Here is a 14,368-nt window from a genome sequence, read left to right on the forward strand (position 1 = left end):
CCGTGAAATTAACGATACCTTGGTGTTAACGCCAAGTGGGGGTATTGACCGGGTTGGCCACCGCCGCCTCTGCAGCACGGTAGTGGCCGAGCTTCTCCAGGGTCTCCAGGCGCGCCTTGGCCCGATAGGCATACTCATTGCCCGGGTACTGCTGGATCAGGTATTCGTAGGTCTGCGCGGCATCCACATAAAGCATGTCGCGCTCCAGGCACTGGCCACGCAGCAGCGACACTTCCGGGTGGATGAACGGCCGCGCACGGCTGGTGCGGTCGACTTGCGACAACTCCAGCATGACCTTCGAACAATCGCCACGGTCATAGGCGCGGTAGGCGTTGTTCAGGTGGTGGTCCATGGACCAGCGGGTGCAGCCGACAGTGCTGGCCGCCAGGGCGATTACGATCAGGGCGCGCATGGGGTATCTCCTTTGATGCCAGTGTATCGGCCATTGCCGGCAAATCTTCACAGCCTTTTGCAAGGATACTCCCACCCGTTCAAATGCCACCCTGCATTGGCCGCAGGTAGTGCAACGGAACAATGACTACAGCGCAATTGAGGAGTAGCCTTTCGCTGCGCTTCACTATAGGAGTCTGTGCATGAGCATCCGCCGTACCAAAATCGTCGCTACCCTTGGCCCCGCCAGCAACTCGCCGGAAGTAATCGAACAGCTGATCCTCGCCGGCCTGGACGTGGCACGCCTGAACTTCTCCCACGGCACGCCGGACGAGCACAAGGCACGCGCCCGCCTGATCCGTGACATCGCCGCCAAGAACGGCCGCCATGTCGCACTGCTGGGCGACCTGCAGGGTCCGAAGATCCGCATCGCCAAGTTCGCCAACAAGCGCATCGAACTGAAGATCGGTGACAAGTTCACCTTCTCCACCGCCCACCCGCTGACCGAAGGCAACCAGGACATCGTCGGTATCGACTATCCCGACCTGGTCAAGGACTGCGGCGTCGGTGACGAACTGCTGCTCGACGACGGCCGTGTGGTCATGCGCGTCGAGACTGCCACCGCAGATGCCCTGCACTGCGTGGTGATCATCGGTGGCCCGCTGTCGGACCACAAAGGCATCAACCGCAAAGGTGGCGGCCTGACCGCTCCGGCCCTGACCGAAAAAGACAAGGCCGACATCAAGCTGGCCGCAGAAATGGACCTGGACTACCTGGCCGTTTCCTTCCCGCGCGATGCCAGCGACATGGAATATGCGCGCAAGCTGCGTGACGAAGCCGGCGGCAGCGCCTGGCTGGTGGCCAAGATCGAACGTGCCGAGGCCGTTGCCGACGACGAGACCCTGGACAAGCTGATCGCTGCCTCCGACGCCGTGATGGTTGCCCGTGGCGACCTGGGTGTGGAAATCGGCGACGCCGAGCTGATCGCCATCCAGAAAAAGATCATCCAGCACGCCCGCCGTAACAACAAGGCAGTGATCGTCGCGACCCAGATGATGGAGTCGATGATCCAGAACCCGATGCCGACCCGCGCCGAAGTGTCCGACGTGGCCAACGCCGTGCTGGACAACACCGATGCGGTGATGCTCTCGGCCGAAAGCGCCGCTGGCGCCTACCCGATCGAAGCCGTACAGGCCATGGCCCGTATCTGCTCGGGCGCCGAGAAGCACCCGACCAGCCAGAAGTCCAGCCACCGCCTGCACACCACCTTCGAGCGCTGCGACGAAAGCATCGCCCTGGCGGCCATGTACACGGCCAACCACTTCCCGGGCGTGAAGGCGATCATCGCCCTGACCGAAAGTGGCTACACCCCGCTGATCATGTCGCGCCTGCGCTCGCACGTGCCGATCTTCGCGCTGTCGCCGCACCGCGCCACCCAAGCCCGGGCCAACATGTTCCGCGGCGTCTACCCGATCGCCTTCGACCCGGCTTCGCTGCCGGCCGACAAGGTCAGCCAGGCGGCCGTCGACGAGCTGCTCAAGCGCGGCCTGGTGGAGCAAGGTGACTGGGTGATCCTGACCAAGGGTGACAGCTACCACACCATCGGTGGCACTAACGGCATGAAGATCCTGCACGTCGGTGATCCGCTGGTCGGCTGATCTGCCGCTGCAAAGGGGGCCGCTTTGCGGCCCCATTCGCGGGCAAGCCCGCTCCCACAGGTTCTGTGCCCGCCTTGGGCTTGCGCGGCACCTGTGGGAGCGGGCTTGCCCGCGAAAGGGCCAGCACTTTCAATAAAATGCCTCAGGCATGTTCCAGGAACACATCGGCAAACACCTGCCCCCGCGGCACCCCGGCAATGAACAGTTGCCGCGCGAATCGCTCGACACTCCCCGGCGCCCCGCACACCAGCGCCACCGTCTGCCGCGATGACGGCCGCAACCCGGCCAGCGCTTCATCCATCCGCTGCGCCAGCACCAGCTCGACCTTCACCCCCGCCAGTTGCAGCAGCGGCTCGGCCAGATAGTGCGCAGCGCTGTCCCGCGCCACATGCACCACCCGAATCTCCCCTTGATGCCCCTGGCGCAAAGCTTCGCGCAAGATGCCCCACAACGGCGCCAGCCCGGTGCCCGCTGCCAACAGCCAGAGCGGCCGGGCCTGCCAATCCGGGTCGTAGTGCAAAGCCCCGCCCCTGAACTCACCGAGACGCAGCTGGTCACCCACCTGCAGCGCACGGGCCTTGTCGCAAAAGGCCCCCGGCCGCTGGCAGTCGACATGAAACTCCAGAAAGTCGTCTTCGCCCGGCAGGCTGGCCAGTGAGTAGGGCCTTGCAACAGCGCCGTTCCACAGCACCACATGCTGCCCCGCCTGATAACGCAACGCCCGCTCCGCTCGCAGCCGCAAGCGCAACACATCGCCGAACCAATCTACTGCACACACTCGCGCCGGCACCCCGTCCTGCTGCGGGTCGAACACCGCCACGCGCAGGTCGTCAACCACCCGGCACTGGCAGGCCAGGCGCCAGCCCTGGGCGTGCTTGTCCAGCGTCAGGGCTTCGGGCAGGGCATCCACCGGCTGCCCTTCCAGGCAATGCACCAGGCAGGCGTGGCAGCTGCCGGCACGGCAGCTGTAGGGCACATTCAGCCCTGCCTCGTTGAGGGCATCGAGCAGGTTGCTGCCGGTCGGCACCGTCCAGCGGCGCGCGCCCACGCAAAGTTCAGGCATGGTAAGTCTTTCTCCATCGATCACCGGGTCACTGTATGCCAAGCGCGCATTGGCAGCAAAAAGGATGCCTGCCCCCTGCCGACCATGGTCCAGACCACGCGCAGGTGTTTCGCGCGGTGAGGCGCGCTATACTGCCGCGCCCTTTTGCGTCGGCCAGCCTGCCGGCGCGCCTTGCAAGGCGCTTCGACACGCTGGTCGGCACCGTCGAGCGTCTTTTTGAATGTTCCCGTCTTTAAGAGGAGCGCGCTGCATGACCGTGATCAAGCAAGACGACCTGATTCAGAGCGTCGCCGACGCCCTGCAATTCATCTCGTACTACCACCCCGTCGATTTCATCCAGGCGATGCACGAAGCCTACCTGCGTGAAGAATCGCCTGCCGCACGCGACTCGATCGCCCAGATCCTGATCAACTCGCGCATGTGCGCCACCGGCCACCGCCCGATCTGCCAGGACACCGGTATCGTCACCGTGTTCATCCGCGTGGGCATGGACGTGCGCTGGGACGGCGCCACCATGAGCGTCGACGACATGATCAACGAAGGTGTGCGTCGCGCCTACAACCTGCCTGAAAACGTCCTGCGCGCTTCGATCCTGGCCGACCCGGCCGGTGCCCGCAAGAACACCAAGGACAACACCCCGGCGGTCATCCACTACTCCATCGTCCCGGGCGACAAGGTCGAAGTCGACGTCGCAGCCAAAGGCGGCGGTTCGGAGAACAAGTCGAAGATGGCCATGCTCAACCCGTCCGACTCGATCGTCGACTGGGTGCTGAAGACCGTGCCGACCATGGGCGCTGGCTGGTGCCCGCCTGGCATGCTCGGCATCGGCATCGGCGGTACCGCCGAGAAGGCTGCGGTGATGGCCAAGGAAGTGTTGATGGAATCCATCGACATCCACGAACTGAAAGCCCGTGGCCCGCAGAACCGCCTCGAAGAGATCCGTCTGGAGCTGTTCGAGAAGGTCAACCAGCTGGGTATCGGTGCCCAGGGCCTGGGTGGCCTGACCACCGTGCTCGACGTCAAGATCATGGACTACCCGACTCACGCCGCCTCGCTGCCGGTGTGCATGATCCCGAACTGCGCCGCCACCCGTCACGCCCACTTCGTGCTCGACGGCAACGGCCCGGCCGAGCTCGAAGCGCCGTCGCTGGACGCCTACCCGGAAATCGTCTGGGAAGCCGGCCCGAGCGCCCGTCGCGTCAACCTCGACGACATCACCCCGGAAGAAGTCGCCAGCTGGAAGCCGGGCGAGACCATCCTGCTCAACGGCAAGATGCTCACCGGCCGCGACGCTGCGCACAAGCGCATGGTCGAGATGCTCAACCGCGGTGAAGAACTGCCGGTCGACCTCAAAGGCCGCTTCATCTACTACGTCGGCCCGGTCGACCCGGTCGGTGACGAAGTGGTAGGCCCAGCCGGCCCGACCACTGCCACCCGCATGGACAAGTTCACCCGCCAGATTCTCGAGCAGACCGGCCTGCTGGGCATGATCGGCAAGTCCGAGCGTGGCCCGACCGCGATCGAAGCGATCAAGGACAACAAGGCCGTGTACCTGATGGCCGTGGGCGGCGCTGCCTACCTGGTGGCCCAGGCCATCCGCAAGTCGAAGGTCCTGGCCTTCGCCGAGCTGGGCATGGAAGCGATCTACGAGTTCGAGGTCAAGGACATGCCGGTGACCGTCGCCGTCGACAGCAACGGTGAGTCGGTGCACATCACTGGCCCTGCCCTGTGGCAGAGCAAGATTGCCCAGAGCCTGGCAGTCGAAGTGAAGTAAGCCTGATGTAAACGCGGCGCCTGCTTCGCGGGCAAGCCCGCTCCCACAAGGGATCGCAATCTCCCTGTGGGAGCGGGTTCACCGCGAACAGGCCGCAACAGGTCTACACAACTCTGTCGAATTGCTCCGGCCAGTCCCTGCGGGTAAACACCTGCCCTTCCTGCCTCACCCGCCGCACTTCCTCAAGACTCACCTCACACATCAGCCACTGGCTGCTCACCGGGCTCAACGCCTCACTCAACGCCGCCACTCCGTCCCCCGGCATCCCGTGATCTGGCGGAACGAACAGCCCAGCCCGGCCGATGTTCTCATCCAGGGCCGGCGACCATGGCGCCACACCTACTGTCGGGCTTTGCAGCACGGCTATCTGGTTTTCCAGGGCGCGTGCCTGCGCACCAATGCGCACCCGATGGTAGCCTGCCTCGGTGTCGGTGCAGCTCGGCGCCAGGATCAGGTCGGCACCACCCTCGGCCAGGCGCCGGGCCAGCATCGGGAACTCATTGTCATAGCAGATCAGGATGCCCAGGCGGCCAAGATCGGTGTCGAAAACCTGCAGCCCGTCACCTGCGGCAATGCCCCACTGCTCCCGCTCGAAGCGAGTCATCATCAGCTTGTCCTGGTAGCCGAGCACACCCTTGGGGCCGAACAGCCAGGCACGGTTGCGGTATAGCCCATCGAGGTCGAGCACCGGCAGGCTACCTGGCTGCATGTAGATACCCCAGCGCCGGGCAATCCCTTCGCACAACGCCAACCAAGGCTCGATCAGCGGCTGGATGCCGGCGATCGAGGCCTTGAGGTCGCCACGCTGCTCGGCCGGCAACTGGCCGCTGAGCACCAGCCCGGCGTATTCCGGCAGCAACAGCAGCTGGGCGCCCGCCTCCACGGCCTCGGCACACAAAGCCTGCAGGTGGTCGGCATAGGCATCCCAGGTTTCATGCAGTTCGATGGCGTACTGGCAGGCCGCAAGGCGGATCAAATCGGCAGCTCCTTGGTCCAGAACGACAGGATCTTTTCCGAACTTTTCGGCTCGTCCAGATCACGCCAGGCGTAGCGGGTGCGCAAGGAGGGATCATGCAGGAAGCCGCGGTTACGCCAGAAGCCGTGCAGTGGCTTGTAGTCCGCAGGCCGGCGCGGATGCATACCCGGGCGCTCCACGGCACAGAACGCACAGAAGTCGAATTCGGCCAGTTTGTGGGCATAGGACTCGCGCTCGATGAAGAAGCGCACGCCCAGGCCACGACCACGGTACTCTGGCAGTACCAGCGATTCACCGAAGTAGTAGACGCTGGCCGGGTCGCGCCCCAGGGCCAGGAACGGCTGCTGGAACTCCGGGGCCACATCCACCAGCGGCAGGCCGGTCGAAGCGCCAACCACCTGGCCATCGTCCAGGGCCAGCACCACCAGGCTGCGCCCGGAACGGGTGTAGCTGGCCAGGTAGTCGGCTTCGTACTCCGGGGTGCCGTCGTAGAGGTAGGGAAACTCGCGAAACACGGTCAGGCGCAGGCGAGCGAGGTCATCGATGTAGGGCGCGATAGCGGCGCCGTGCAACAGGCGTATTTCCATGCTTGGCGGTCGTTTTGTCGATGTGGATGACGCGCTCGGCTAAGCCGGGCTTGAGGGGAAACCCTATCATCCGAGCCAGCACACCGCCTTTTCCCTACACGACAGGTATTGTTCCATGACCGCTACCGAACTGGTAAATGCTTACTACGCCGCCTTCAATGCCGGCGACATGCCAGCCTTCCTGGCCCTGCTCAGCGAAGACGTGATCCACGACATCAACCAGGGCGAGCGGCAGATGGGCAAGGCAAAGTTCGCGGCATTCATGGACAAGATGAACCGTTGCTACCGCGAGCGCCTGGCCGACATCGTGGTGATGCAGAACCCCGACGGTAGCCGCGCGGCGGCGGAGTTCACCGTGCATGGCGAATACCTGGCCGACGACGAAGGGTTGCCGGCGGCCAATGGGCAGACCTATGTGCTGCCGGCGGGGGCATTCTTCTACATTCACTGCGGCAAGATTTCCCGGGTGACCAACTACTACAACCTCAATGACTGGGTCGAGCAGGTTGCCTGAAGCAACACGGTCTCTGTGGGAGCGGGCGAGCCCGCGAACACCGGCGCAGCCGGTGCCATGCACCGCGTTGGATTCTTCGCGGGCGCGCCCGCTCCCACAACTTGACCGCGTCAGTCAGGCGATACGGGTACCTAATACCTTGAGAAAGGCCGCCAGCCAGGCCGGGTGCGCCGGCCAGGCGGGTGCCGTCACCAGGTTGCCATCGACATGTGCCTGGTCCACCGCGATATCGATGTACGTGCCACCGGCCAGGCGCACTTCCGGTGCACAGGCCGGATACGCACTGCACTCGCGCCCTTCCAGCACGCCTGCCGCCGCCAACAACTGCGCGCCGTGGCACACCGCCGCAATCGGCTTGCCGGCCTGGTCGAACGCCCGCACCAGCTCCAGCACCTTTTCATCCAGGCGCAGGTACTCGGGCGCACGGCCACCTGGGATCAGCAAAGCGTCGTAGCCTTCGGCCCGCACCCGCACGAAATCGTAGTTCAGGGCAAAGTTGTGCCCTGGCTTTTCGCTGTAGGTCTGCTCGCCTTCGAAATCATGAATCGCCGTGCGCACGGTCTGCCCCGCGACCTTCTCCGGGCACACCGCATGTACCGTGTGGCCGACCATGCTCAGCGCCTGGAACGGCACCATGGCCTCGTAATCTTCGACATAGTCGCCAACCAGCATGAGAATCTTCTTCGCCGTCATCGCACCCACTCCTTCGATTGCCTAGGGACAGTCACTGCACGATAGCCGCTCTCAGTCGCGCCGGTCGAGCAAGTTGACCACCAGCCGGTCCAGCCAGCCCCACACCCGCTGCTTCACCCGACGCCACAGCGGCCGGGCGTGCCAGTGATCAAGGTCGACCACCTCGCTCAAGGCAAAATCCCGCTCGAAGCTGGCCTGCACGGCGGTCGTCAAGGGTGGGTCGAGTGCCTCGATGTTGGCTTCCAGGTTGAAGCGCAGGTTCCAGTGATCGAAGTTGCACGAACCGACACTGACCCAATCGTCGATCAGCACCATCTTCAGGTGCAGGAAACACGGCTGGTATTCGTAGATGCGCACCCCCGCACGCAGCAAGCGCGGGTAATAGCGGTGCCCGGCATAACGCACCGAAGGGTGGTCGGTGCGCGGCCCGGTCAACAGCAAGCGCACGTCGACGCCTTTGCCGGCGGCCCGGCGCAACGACCGGCGTACGCTCCAGGTCGGCAGGAAGTACGGCGTGGCCAGCCATACCCGCTGCTTGCCACTGTTGATCGCCCGGACCAGCGAATGCAGGATGTCCTGGTGCTGGCGGGCGTCGGCATAGGCCACCCGGCCCATGCCCTGGCCTTGCACCGGCACCTTGGGCAAGCGCGGCAGGCCAAAGCCCTCGGCCGGGCGCCAGGCGGTGCGGCGGTTGTTGGCTTGCCACTGGCGGTCGAACAGCAACTGCCAGTCGGCCACCACCGGCCCTTGCATCTGCACCATCACCTCGTGCCAGGCGCTGCTTGTCTCGCCTGGCGTCCAGAACTCGTCGGTGACGCCCGTCCCCCCCACCACGGCCCAGCGCTCATCCACCAACAACAGCTTGCGATGGTCGCGGTACAGGTTGCGAAAACCACGCTTCCAGCGCAGCCGGTTGTACCAGCGCAAGTACACCCCGGCCTCCAGCAGGCGCTGGCGCAACGCCGCAGTGAAGGCCAGCGAGCCATAGTCATCGAACAGGCACCGTACCCGCACGCCGCGCCGTGCCGTTTGCTCCAGCGCCTCGACCACCGCCTCGGCACAGGCACCTGCCTCGACCAGGTACAACTCCAGGTCGACCTGGAACTCGGCACGCTCGATCGCCTGGAGCATGCGCGGGAAGAATTCAGGGCCGTCGATCAGCAGTTCGAATTCATTGCCACCCCGCCAGGGGAAAACCGGCCCCGGCATGTCAGCGGGCGTTGAAGATCAGTACCGCATTGACCGGTACCGACGGGTTGATGGATTTCAGCCTGGCGAACTTGCGCAGGCTTTCCAGCCCTGGCAGCAGGCCAAAGTCCGAGGCCCGCAGTACCAGGGGTTCGAGGGTCACCACCTGGAAGCGCCGCTGATCCAGGCGGGTGGCCAGCAACAGCGCGTTGTAGCTGTGCGACTGGCCATGCAGGGTGACGGTCAGCGGCAGGCGCAGTTCGATCTGCGCACCATCGGCCAGGTCGTTGAGCGGCCGCAGGTCGATCTGCGCCTTCACGCTCGCCTCGGCGAAGCGCGCCACCTCGAACAGGTTGTCGCGCATCTGCTCGTCGCGCAGTGGGATGCCGCTGCTCACCGAGTCCATCTCGATGCTCAGCTCAGCCGAGCCTTTGCGGCTGACGGTGCCGTGCAACACCAAAAAGCGATGCACCTCGGCGGTATCACCGTTCTTGCCAGTGACGAATGACAGGCGTGAAGACTCGCCATCGAGGTGCCAGTTGGCATGGGCGGGCAGGCACAAAGCCAGCAGCAGTGCAGGCAGAAGACGGGGCAGCTTGAACATGACAGGTCTCGTGAAACTTGACCGCCAACCTTACCCGGCTGCCCTCATGGCAGCAAGCGGCAGCCGGCCTGCGCGCCCTGCCAGGCCGCCTGGTTGCGCTGGCCAAGGCCCTCGGCGCTGACCCGCCGTTGCGGGCCGTCTTCCTCCAGCCGGCCCAGGGGCAACCATTGCTGCACATACCCTCGGCAATAGGCCTGGTCGAAGCCCATGACGAAGCGGCACGAGCAGTACTCCTTGGCCGAATAGGCCGAAAGGATGCCCGGGAAGTCCGCCAGCGCCTGGCGCTCCAGCCAGGCCCAGCCGAGCAAGGCGACGATCAGCAGCAACAGCACGCGCTTCATGCGCGCTCCTTGGCCAGCGCCGCCAGCACCCGCTTGAGCAGTTCGTTGTGGCGGTAACTGCCGTCGCGGTCATCGGCATAGCGCACGATCAGCAGTTTCTGCGACGGCACGATATACAGCGCCTGGCCCCAGTGGCCGAGTGCGGCGTAAGTGTCTGGCGGGGCGTCGGGCCATGGTGTCGGGCCTCCCGGCAATGGCAGGTTAAGCCACCAATGGCCGCCCGGGCTGGCCTCGCCGGGCACTGCAGTGGCCTGAGTGAACAAAGTGCGGTTGAAGGCCACCCAGCTCGCTGGCAGCAGCTGCCGACCTTGCCAGCGGCCATCGCGCTGCATCAGCAAGCCGATGCGCGCCAGGTCCCGGGCACTGAGATAGAGGTAGGAGGAGCCGACCAAGGTACCGGCGCCGTCACGCTCCCAGACTGCGCTGTCGATGCCTAGCGGGGAGAACAGCGCCTGCCAGGGGTAGTCGGCATAGCTAGCGGTGCCGAGCATGCCGCGCAACGCGGCGGCCAGCACATTGCTGTCGCCACTGGAATAGAGAAAACGCTGGCCTGGCTGTTCGGCATTGGCACGGGTTGCGGTGTAGGCCGCCATGTCGTTGCGCCCGCGGGTGTAGAGCATGGCCACGACAGAGGACTTCAACGGCGCGTATTCGTAGTCTTCCTGCCAGTCCAGGCCACTGGCCCAGTGCAGCAGATCGGCCAGGCGCACATCGGGGTGGGCCTGCATCGGTGGGTAGTAGCGCGCGGCTGGGTCGTGCAGCTGGAACCGCCCTTCACCCTGGGCAACGCCCAGCACAGTGGCCAGCACGCTCTTGCTGACCGACCAGGTCAGATGGGCAGTATTGGCAGTGGTGGGAGCGCTGTAGCGTTCGTGAAGGATGCGACCGTCACGGATGATCAACAAGGCGTCGGTGCGAATGCCGCTGCGTTCGCCGGCGTTGCGCTCCGGGAAGGCATAAGCGTCGACGGCCTGCCAGTCGAAGGCGGTGTCGTCGATCGGCCAGTCAGGTTCGGGCCAGACTTCGGCCCAGGCGGGCATGATGGTCAGGCCGATGATTGCCAACAGGGTCTTTATCATGGGGGGCCTTGTTGGGGGCGCTTCGCGCCCCATCGCCGGCAAGCCCGGCTCCCACAGGTCCAGTGCAATGCTTCAGGACTGCACCGAACCTCTGGGAGCCGGGCTTGCCGGCGATGGGCTGCACAGCAGCCCCAGGATCTGAAAGATCCCACAGTTTCTCAGGCTTTCATGACAGCCCTGCGGCCAGCCAGGCCTTGGCCAGGCGCTTTTCTCGCGCTGCCGTAGCCAATGCCAGCACCCCCTGATCCCGCTGCCACAGCTGCGCCCACTGCTCCGGCCCCGCCAGCAGCGCCTTGTCGATCGCCCCGCGCAGCTCTTGAAACTGCGAAAACAAGCCCCCCAGCAACAGGTGGCAGCCGATGCTGTCAGCGCACTGCCGGCTGCCCTCGGCACATCCCGCCAACAGCCCCAGCAAACGCAGGCGCAACTCCTGCGGCCAGCCACATTCTTGCCCTACGCCGTACAACCAGGCCGTCAGCGCCGTGAGTACGTACAGGTCTTCCAGCGAACGGAACGGTTTGACATAGGCGTCCCAGCCATCGCCAGCCAGCAGCTCGCAGGCCGCGTCCTGCAAGTGCAAGCGAGCATGCCCCACTTCAGGCATCAGCGGCAGGGTCGGCAACGCCTCCAGTGTCACCCCCGGCTCCCCCGGATAAACCACCGCCAGGTTCAGCCGTGGCGCTTCGCCTAGCGCTTCGCTGCGCGCGGCCACCAACAACCATTCCGCGTCGAGGCCGGCGGTGACGAAATCCTTGTTGCCGTTCAGGCGCAAACCGACCAGCCGGGTATGCATGTCCGCCGGGCGCACGCTGCGCCGCTCGGTGGCGCACAGCGCGCCAAGGCTGGCGGGGGCACTGGGCCAGAGCACGCGCAATGCGGCCTGGTAACCGATGAGGAACGCCAGGCCCGGCGTGGCCATGGCACGTGCGCCCAGCACCGCCAGTTCGAACGGGGCAACCGCGCCAAGGCGCTCGAGCAGCGCGGCATAGGTCTCGCCCAAGGTGCCAGCCAGGGGCTGGCGTAGAGGGTCGTTGAGTCGTTGCAACCAGGCCATCGGACGCTCCTTCAAAGGACTGTGCTGGGGTGTCATGCAAGCATCACCAAAGATTCACAGGGGTGACACCGCGCCTACCTAGGCTGACTTTGCACAACAAAGCCGACCGGCCGCAACCCTTCATGGCTGGCTTATGGAGACTCGTAATGACTCGGATCGCTCACGCTGGCGACAACAGCACTGCACGCCGTCTGCAAGCCGAACGCCTGGTTGGCGCTGCGGCCCTGCAGGAAGCACAGGCCCTGCGCTACAAGGTGTTCAGCGCGGAATTCAAGGCCAAGCTCAAAGGCGCCGAACAGGGCCTGGACATGGATGACTACGACGTTCATTGCCGCCACATCGGCGTGCGCGACCTGAGTACCGGCGAGCTGGTAGCCACCACCCGCCTGCTCGACCACCAGGCCGCCAGCAGCCTGGGGCGCTTCTACAGCGAAGAAGAGTTCAGCCTGCACGGCCTGCTGCAATTGCAGGGCCCGATCCTCGAACTGGGCCGCACCTGCGTCGCCCCCGACTACCGCAACGGGGGCACCATCGCCGTGCTCTGGGGCGAACTGGCCGAAGTCCTCAACGAAGGCCGCTACAGCTACCTGATGGGTTGCGCCAGCATTCCCATGCAGGACGGCGGCGTACAGGCCCACGCGGTCATGCAGCGCCTGCGCGAGCGGTACCTGTGCACCGAGCACCTGCGCGCCGAACCGAAGAACCCGTTGCCCAGCCTGGCCCTGCCGAACAACGTCATCGCCGAGATGCCGCCACTGCTCAAGGCCTACATGCGCCTGGGCGCGAAGATCTGCGGCGAGCCATGCTGGGACGAGGACTTTCAGGTCGCCGACGTGTTCATCCTGCTCAAGCGTGACGACCTATGCCCGCGCTACGCCCGCCACTTCAAGGCAGCGGTCTGATGCCTGGCCTGCGGGTGCTCGCCCGCCTCTTGCGGCTGCTGCTGGTGCTGTCGCTCGGCATGCTCATGGCTGGCGTCATCGCCGTGGGCGAACGCCTGGGGATCAAGGCGTCCATCGAACTTCGCCAGCGCTGGTCCTGCTGGTTCATGAGGCGCCTGGTCGGCGCCCTGCCCTTCGAGGTGCGGGTGATCGGTGAGCTGCCACAACGGCCAATGCTGTGGGTCAGCAACCACGTTTCCTGGACCGACATTCCCCTGCTCGGCATGCTGCTGCCGCTGTCGTTCCTGTCCAAGGCCGAAGTCCGCCACTGGCCGGTGGCCGGCTGGCTGGCAGAGAAAGCCGGCACGCTGTTCATTCGCCGCGGTGGCGGTGACGGCCAGCGCCTGCGCGAGCAGATCAGCGCGCAGCTGGGCCAGGCTCGGCCGCTGCTGATCTTCCCCGAAGGCACCACCACCGACGGCCGCCAGCTGCGCACCTTCCACGGTCGCCTGCTGGCCGGTGCCATTGATCAGGGCGTGGCGGTGCAGCCGGTGGCCATTCAGTACCTGCGCAATGGCGAGGCGGACCCGATTGCGCCGTTCATTGGCGACGATGACCTGGTTTCGCACCTGATGCGCTTGTTTGCCGAGCCGCGCGGTGAGGTGTGCATTCACCTGTTGAAGCCGATCGTCAGTGTCGAAAAGGAACGTGCGGCGCTGGCGTTTCAGGCCCAGCAGGCGATTCACATGGCGTTGTTCGGGGTTGAGGAAGTGGCGGTGGTGCCCCGGCGACAGGCGCGAGCTGCCTGAGCTTTGTAGTGCCTGCACTGGCCTCTTCGCGGGTAAACCCGTTCCCACAGGTATTGTGCTGAATCTGAAAGCAGCAAAATACCTGTGGGAGCGGGTTTACCCGCGAAGAGGCCAGTACAGACAACACAAGGCTTAGCTGTCTGACAGCCTTCCTGCGGCAGCAAACGCCTGCAGCTGTGGATAGAACTCGCGAAAGTCCGCCAGCAACGGCTCATACAGCCGCTCCAGCTCGGCCATCACCCCGGCCATCCCTTGCGGCCGCGACAAGCGCCGGGCTATGCCGTTGAACACCTGCTCCAGCGTGGCAAAATCACCATACGCCCCCAGCCAGTCATCCGCCGCCATGAACGGCGCAATCCGAGCCAAGCGCCCTGGCAACTCGGGCTCGGCCAGCAACACCCGATAAAAATCCCCGGTGAACTGCACCAGCGGCTGCTCGGCGTAATCCTCCCAGTGCCGCGCCAGGCAATGGTCAAAAAACACATCCAGGACAATCCCGGCAAAGCGCCGCCGCTCCCGCGGAAAACGCGCCAGCGCCGCCAGTACCAGGGGGTGCTGGTCGGTGTAGCTGTCGATATGCCGGTGCAGTCGGATCGCCGCCTCCAGCGCAGGCGGGAAGCGCCCCTCCAGCGAACCTTTGACGAAGTCGCCATACAGGCTGCCGAGCAGTTGTTGCGGCGCCGGGCCGCCCAGGTGCAGGTGTGCGAGGTAGTTCATGGACGCAGTCTAGCACCCCCACTGCGTATATCGTTATAAC

Annotated in this window: 16 protein-coding genes; 5 read left to right on the forward strand and 11 right to left on the reverse strand. The window is 65.0% G+C overall.

Going from position 1 to position 14,368, the window contains the following annotated elements:
• Positions 1 to 25: 25 nt before the first annotated feature.
• On the reverse strand, positions 26 to 412 hold the full coding sequence (locus OCX61_RS22325; protein ID WP_261941419.1) for a tetratricopeptide repeat protein: 387 nt from the start codon (positions 410 to 412) through the stop codon (positions 26 to 28).
• Positions 413 to 593: 181 nt separating this feature from the next.
• On the opposite strand from OCX61_RS22325, the gene pyk reads away from it, so the two are divergent.
• A complete protein-coding gene (pyk, locus tag OCX61_RS22330) occupies positions 594 to 2,048 on the forward strand; it encodes a pyruvate kinase (protein ID WP_085675130.1) in 1,455 nt (484 codons plus the stop codon).
• A 142-nt stretch (positions 2,049 to 2,190) separates the two neighbouring features.
• On the opposite strand, the gene OCX61_RS22335 is transcribed toward pyk, so the two are convergent.
• The gene (locus tag OCX61_RS22335) at positions 2,191 to 3,111 is read right to left on the reverse strand and encodes an iron-sulfur-binding ferredoxin reductase (RefSeq protein WP_261941420.1); all 921 of its coding nucleotides are present in this window, start codon (positions 3,109 to 3,111) and stop codon (positions 2,191 to 2,193) included.
• 250 nt (positions 3,112 to 3,361) lie between these two features.
• Here OCX61_RS22335 and OCX61_RS22340 point away from each other — a divergent pair, with 250 nt between their 5' ends.
• Positions 3,362 to 4,885, forward strand: coding sequence for a fumarate hydratase (locus OCX61_RS22340; RefSeq protein ID WP_110635935.1), 1,524 nt, complete (start codon positions 3,362 to 3,364; stop codon positions 4,883 to 4,885).
• 103 nt (positions 4,886 to 4,988) lie between these two features.
• Here OCX61_RS22340 and OCX61_RS22345 read toward each other — a convergent pair whose 3' ends face one another.
• Both OCX61_RS22345 and OCX61_RS22350 read right to left on the reverse strand, forming a co-directional pair.
• Positions 4,989 to 5,861 (reverse strand): carbon-nitrogen hydrolase family protein, encoded by an 873-nt coding sequence (locus tag OCX61_RS22345; protein WP_261941421.1) that lies wholly within the window; start codon positions 5,859 to 5,861, stop codon positions 4,989 to 4,991.
• The gene (locus OCX61_RS22350) at positions 5,858 to 6,448 is read right to left on the reverse strand and encodes a GNAT family N-acetyltransferase (protein ID WP_261941422.1); all 591 of its coding nucleotides are present in this window, start codon (positions 6,446 to 6,448) and stop codon (positions 5,858 to 5,860) included. Before OCX61_RS22350 ends, OCX61_RS22345 begins: the two co-directional genes overlap by 4 nt.
• A 115-nt stretch (positions 6,449 to 6,563) precedes the next feature.
• On the opposite strand from OCX61_RS22350, the gene OCX61_RS22355 reads away from it, so the two are divergent.
• Entirely contained in the window at positions 6,564 to 6,962 is a 399-nt protein-coding gene (locus OCX61_RS22355; RefSeq protein ID WP_261941423.1) for a nuclear transport factor 2 family protein, read from the forward strand.
• A 114-nt stretch (positions 6,963 to 7,076) separates the two neighbouring features.
• On the opposite strand, the gene OCX61_RS22360 is transcribed toward OCX61_RS22355, so the two are convergent.
• From OCX61_RS22360 to OCX61_RS22385, 6 genes are all read right to left on the reverse strand, one after another.
• Entirely contained in the window at positions 7,077 to 7,655 is a 579-nt protein-coding gene (locus OCX61_RS22360; protein WP_261941424.1) for a DJ-1/PfpI family protein, read from the reverse strand.
• A gap of 51 nt (positions 7,656 to 7,706) precedes the next feature.
• The gene (locus OCX61_RS22365) at positions 7,707 to 8,864 is read right to left on the reverse strand and encodes a phospholipase D-like domain-containing protein (protein ID WP_261941425.1); all 1,158 of its coding nucleotides are present in this window, start codon (positions 8,862 to 8,864) and stop codon (positions 7,707 to 7,709) included.
• A gap of 1 nt (position 8,865) precedes the next feature.
• Positions 8,866 to 9,447 (reverse strand): YceI family protein, encoded by a 582-nt coding sequence (locus OCX61_RS22370; protein ID WP_261941426.1) that lies wholly within the window; start codon positions 9,445 to 9,447, stop codon positions 8,866 to 8,868.
• Positions 9,448 to 9,491: 44 nt separating this feature from the next.
• The gene (locus tag OCX61_RS22375; protein WP_261941427.1) at positions 9,492 to 9,788 is read right to left on the reverse strand and encodes an amidase; all 297 of its coding nucleotides are present in this window, start codon (positions 9,786 to 9,788) and stop codon (positions 9,492 to 9,494) included.
• Complete coding sequence (locus OCX61_RS22380) at positions 9,785 to 10,867, reverse strand: serine hydrolase domain-containing protein (protein WP_261941428.1); 1,083 nt, start codon at positions 10,865 to 10,867, stop codon at positions 9,785 to 9,787. Before OCX61_RS22380 ends, OCX61_RS22375 begins: the two co-directional genes overlap by 4 nt.
• A 166-nt stretch (positions 10,868 to 11,033) precedes the next feature.
• Positions 11,034 to 11,921 carry an acyl-CoA dehydrogenase middle domain-containing protein gene (locus OCX61_RS22385; protein ID WP_261941429.1) on the reverse strand — a complete coding sequence of 296 codons (888 nt, stop codon included), beginning with the start codon at positions 11,919 to 11,921 and terminating at the stop codon, positions 11,034 to 11,036.
• Positions 11,922 to 12,067: 146 nt separating this feature from the next.
• Between OCX61_RS22385 and olsB the strand changes: the two genes are divergently transcribed.
• Together olsB and OCX61_RS22395 are read left to right on the forward strand one after the other, a co-directional pair.
• Entirely contained in the window at positions 12,068 to 12,823 is a 756-nt protein-coding gene (olsB, locus tag OCX61_RS22390) for an L-ornithine N(alpha)-acyltransferase (protein WP_261941430.1), read from the forward strand.
• Positions 12,823 to 13,611 (forward strand): lysophospholipid acyltransferase family protein, encoded by a 789-nt coding sequence (locus OCX61_RS22395; protein WP_261941431.1) that lies wholly within the window; start codon positions 12,823 to 12,825, stop codon positions 13,609 to 13,611. The genes olsB and OCX61_RS22395 overlap by 1 nt, the downstream gene beginning before the upstream one ends.
• Positions 13,612 to 13,743: 132 nt before the next feature.
• Here OCX61_RS22395 and OCX61_RS22400 read toward each other — a convergent pair whose 3' ends face one another.
• Complete coding sequence (locus OCX61_RS22400) at positions 13,744 to 14,328, reverse strand: acyl carrier protein phosphodiesterase (protein WP_261941432.1); 585 nt, start codon at positions 14,326 to 14,328, stop codon at positions 13,744 to 13,746.
• Between the last annotated feature and the right edge of the window lie 40 nt (positions 14,329 to 14,368).

It is taken from the genome of Pseudomonas sp. LRP2-20 (assembly GCF_024349685.1).
Classification (GTDB): domain Bacteria; phylum Pseudomonadota; class Gammaproteobacteria; order Pseudomonadales; family Pseudomonadaceae; genus Aquipseudomonas.

Bases quoted from the DNA above. Each gene is read 5' to 3' on its own strand.
- OCX61_RS22365 (WP_261941425.1), bottom strand. From the start codon at position 8,864: ATGCCGGGGCCGGTTTTCCCCTGGCGGGGTGGCAATGAATTCGAACTG.
- OCX61_RS22370 (WP_261941426.1), bottom strand. From the start codon at position 9,447: ATGTTCAAGCTGCCCCGTCTTCTGCCTGCACTGCTGCTGGCTTTGTGC.
- OCX61_RS22355 (WP_261941423.1), top strand. From the start codon at position 6,564: ATGACCGCTACCGAACTGGTAAATGCTTACTACGCCGCCTTCAATGCC.
- OCX61_RS22385 (WP_261941429.1), bottom strand. From the start codon at position 11,921: ATGGCCTGGTTGCAACGACTCAACGACCCTCTACGCCAGCCCCTGGCT.
- OCX61_RS22325 (WP_261941419.1), bottom strand. From the start codon at position 412: ATGCGCGCCCTGATCGTAATCGCCCTGGCGGCCAGCACTGTCGGCTGC.
- OCX61_RS22360 (WP_261941424.1), bottom strand. From the start codon at position 7,655: ATGACGGCGAAGAAGATTCTCATGCTGGTTGGCGACTATGTCGAAGAT.
- OCX61_RS22400 (WP_261941432.1), bottom strand. From the start codon at position 14,328: ATGAACTACCTCGCACACCTGCACCTGGGCGGCCCGGCGCCGCAACAA.
- OCX61_RS22395 (WP_261941431.1), top strand. From the start codon at position 12,823: ATGCCTGGCCTGCGGGTGCTCGCCCGCCTCTTGCGGCTGCTGCTGGTG.
- OCX61_RS22350 (WP_261941422.1), bottom strand. From the start codon at position 6,448: ATGGAAATACGCCTGTTGCACGGCGCCGCTATCGCGCCCTACATCGAT.
- OCX61_RS22340 (WP_110635935.1), top strand. From the start codon at position 3,362: ATGACCGTGATCAAGCAAGACGACCTGATTCAGAGCGTCGCCGACGCC.
- OCX61_RS22380 (WP_261941428.1), bottom strand. From the start codon at position 10,867: ATGATAAAGACCCTGTTGGCAATCATCGGCCTGACCATCATGCCCGCC.
- olsB (WP_261941430.1), top strand. From the start codon at position 12,068: ATGACTCGGATCGCTCACGCTGGCGACAACAGCACTGCACGCCGTCTG.
- OCX61_RS22375 (WP_261941427.1), bottom strand. From the start codon at position 9,788: ATGAAGCGCGTGCTGTTGCTGCTGATCGTCGCCTTGCTCGGCTGGGCC.
- OCX61_RS22335 (WP_261941420.1), bottom strand. From the start codon at position 3,111: ATGCCTGAACTTTGCGTGGGCGCGCGCCGCTGGACGGTGCCGACCGGC.
- pyk (WP_085675130.1), top strand. From the start codon at position 594: ATGAGCATCCGCCGTACCAAAATCGTCGCTACCCTTGGCCCCGCCAGC.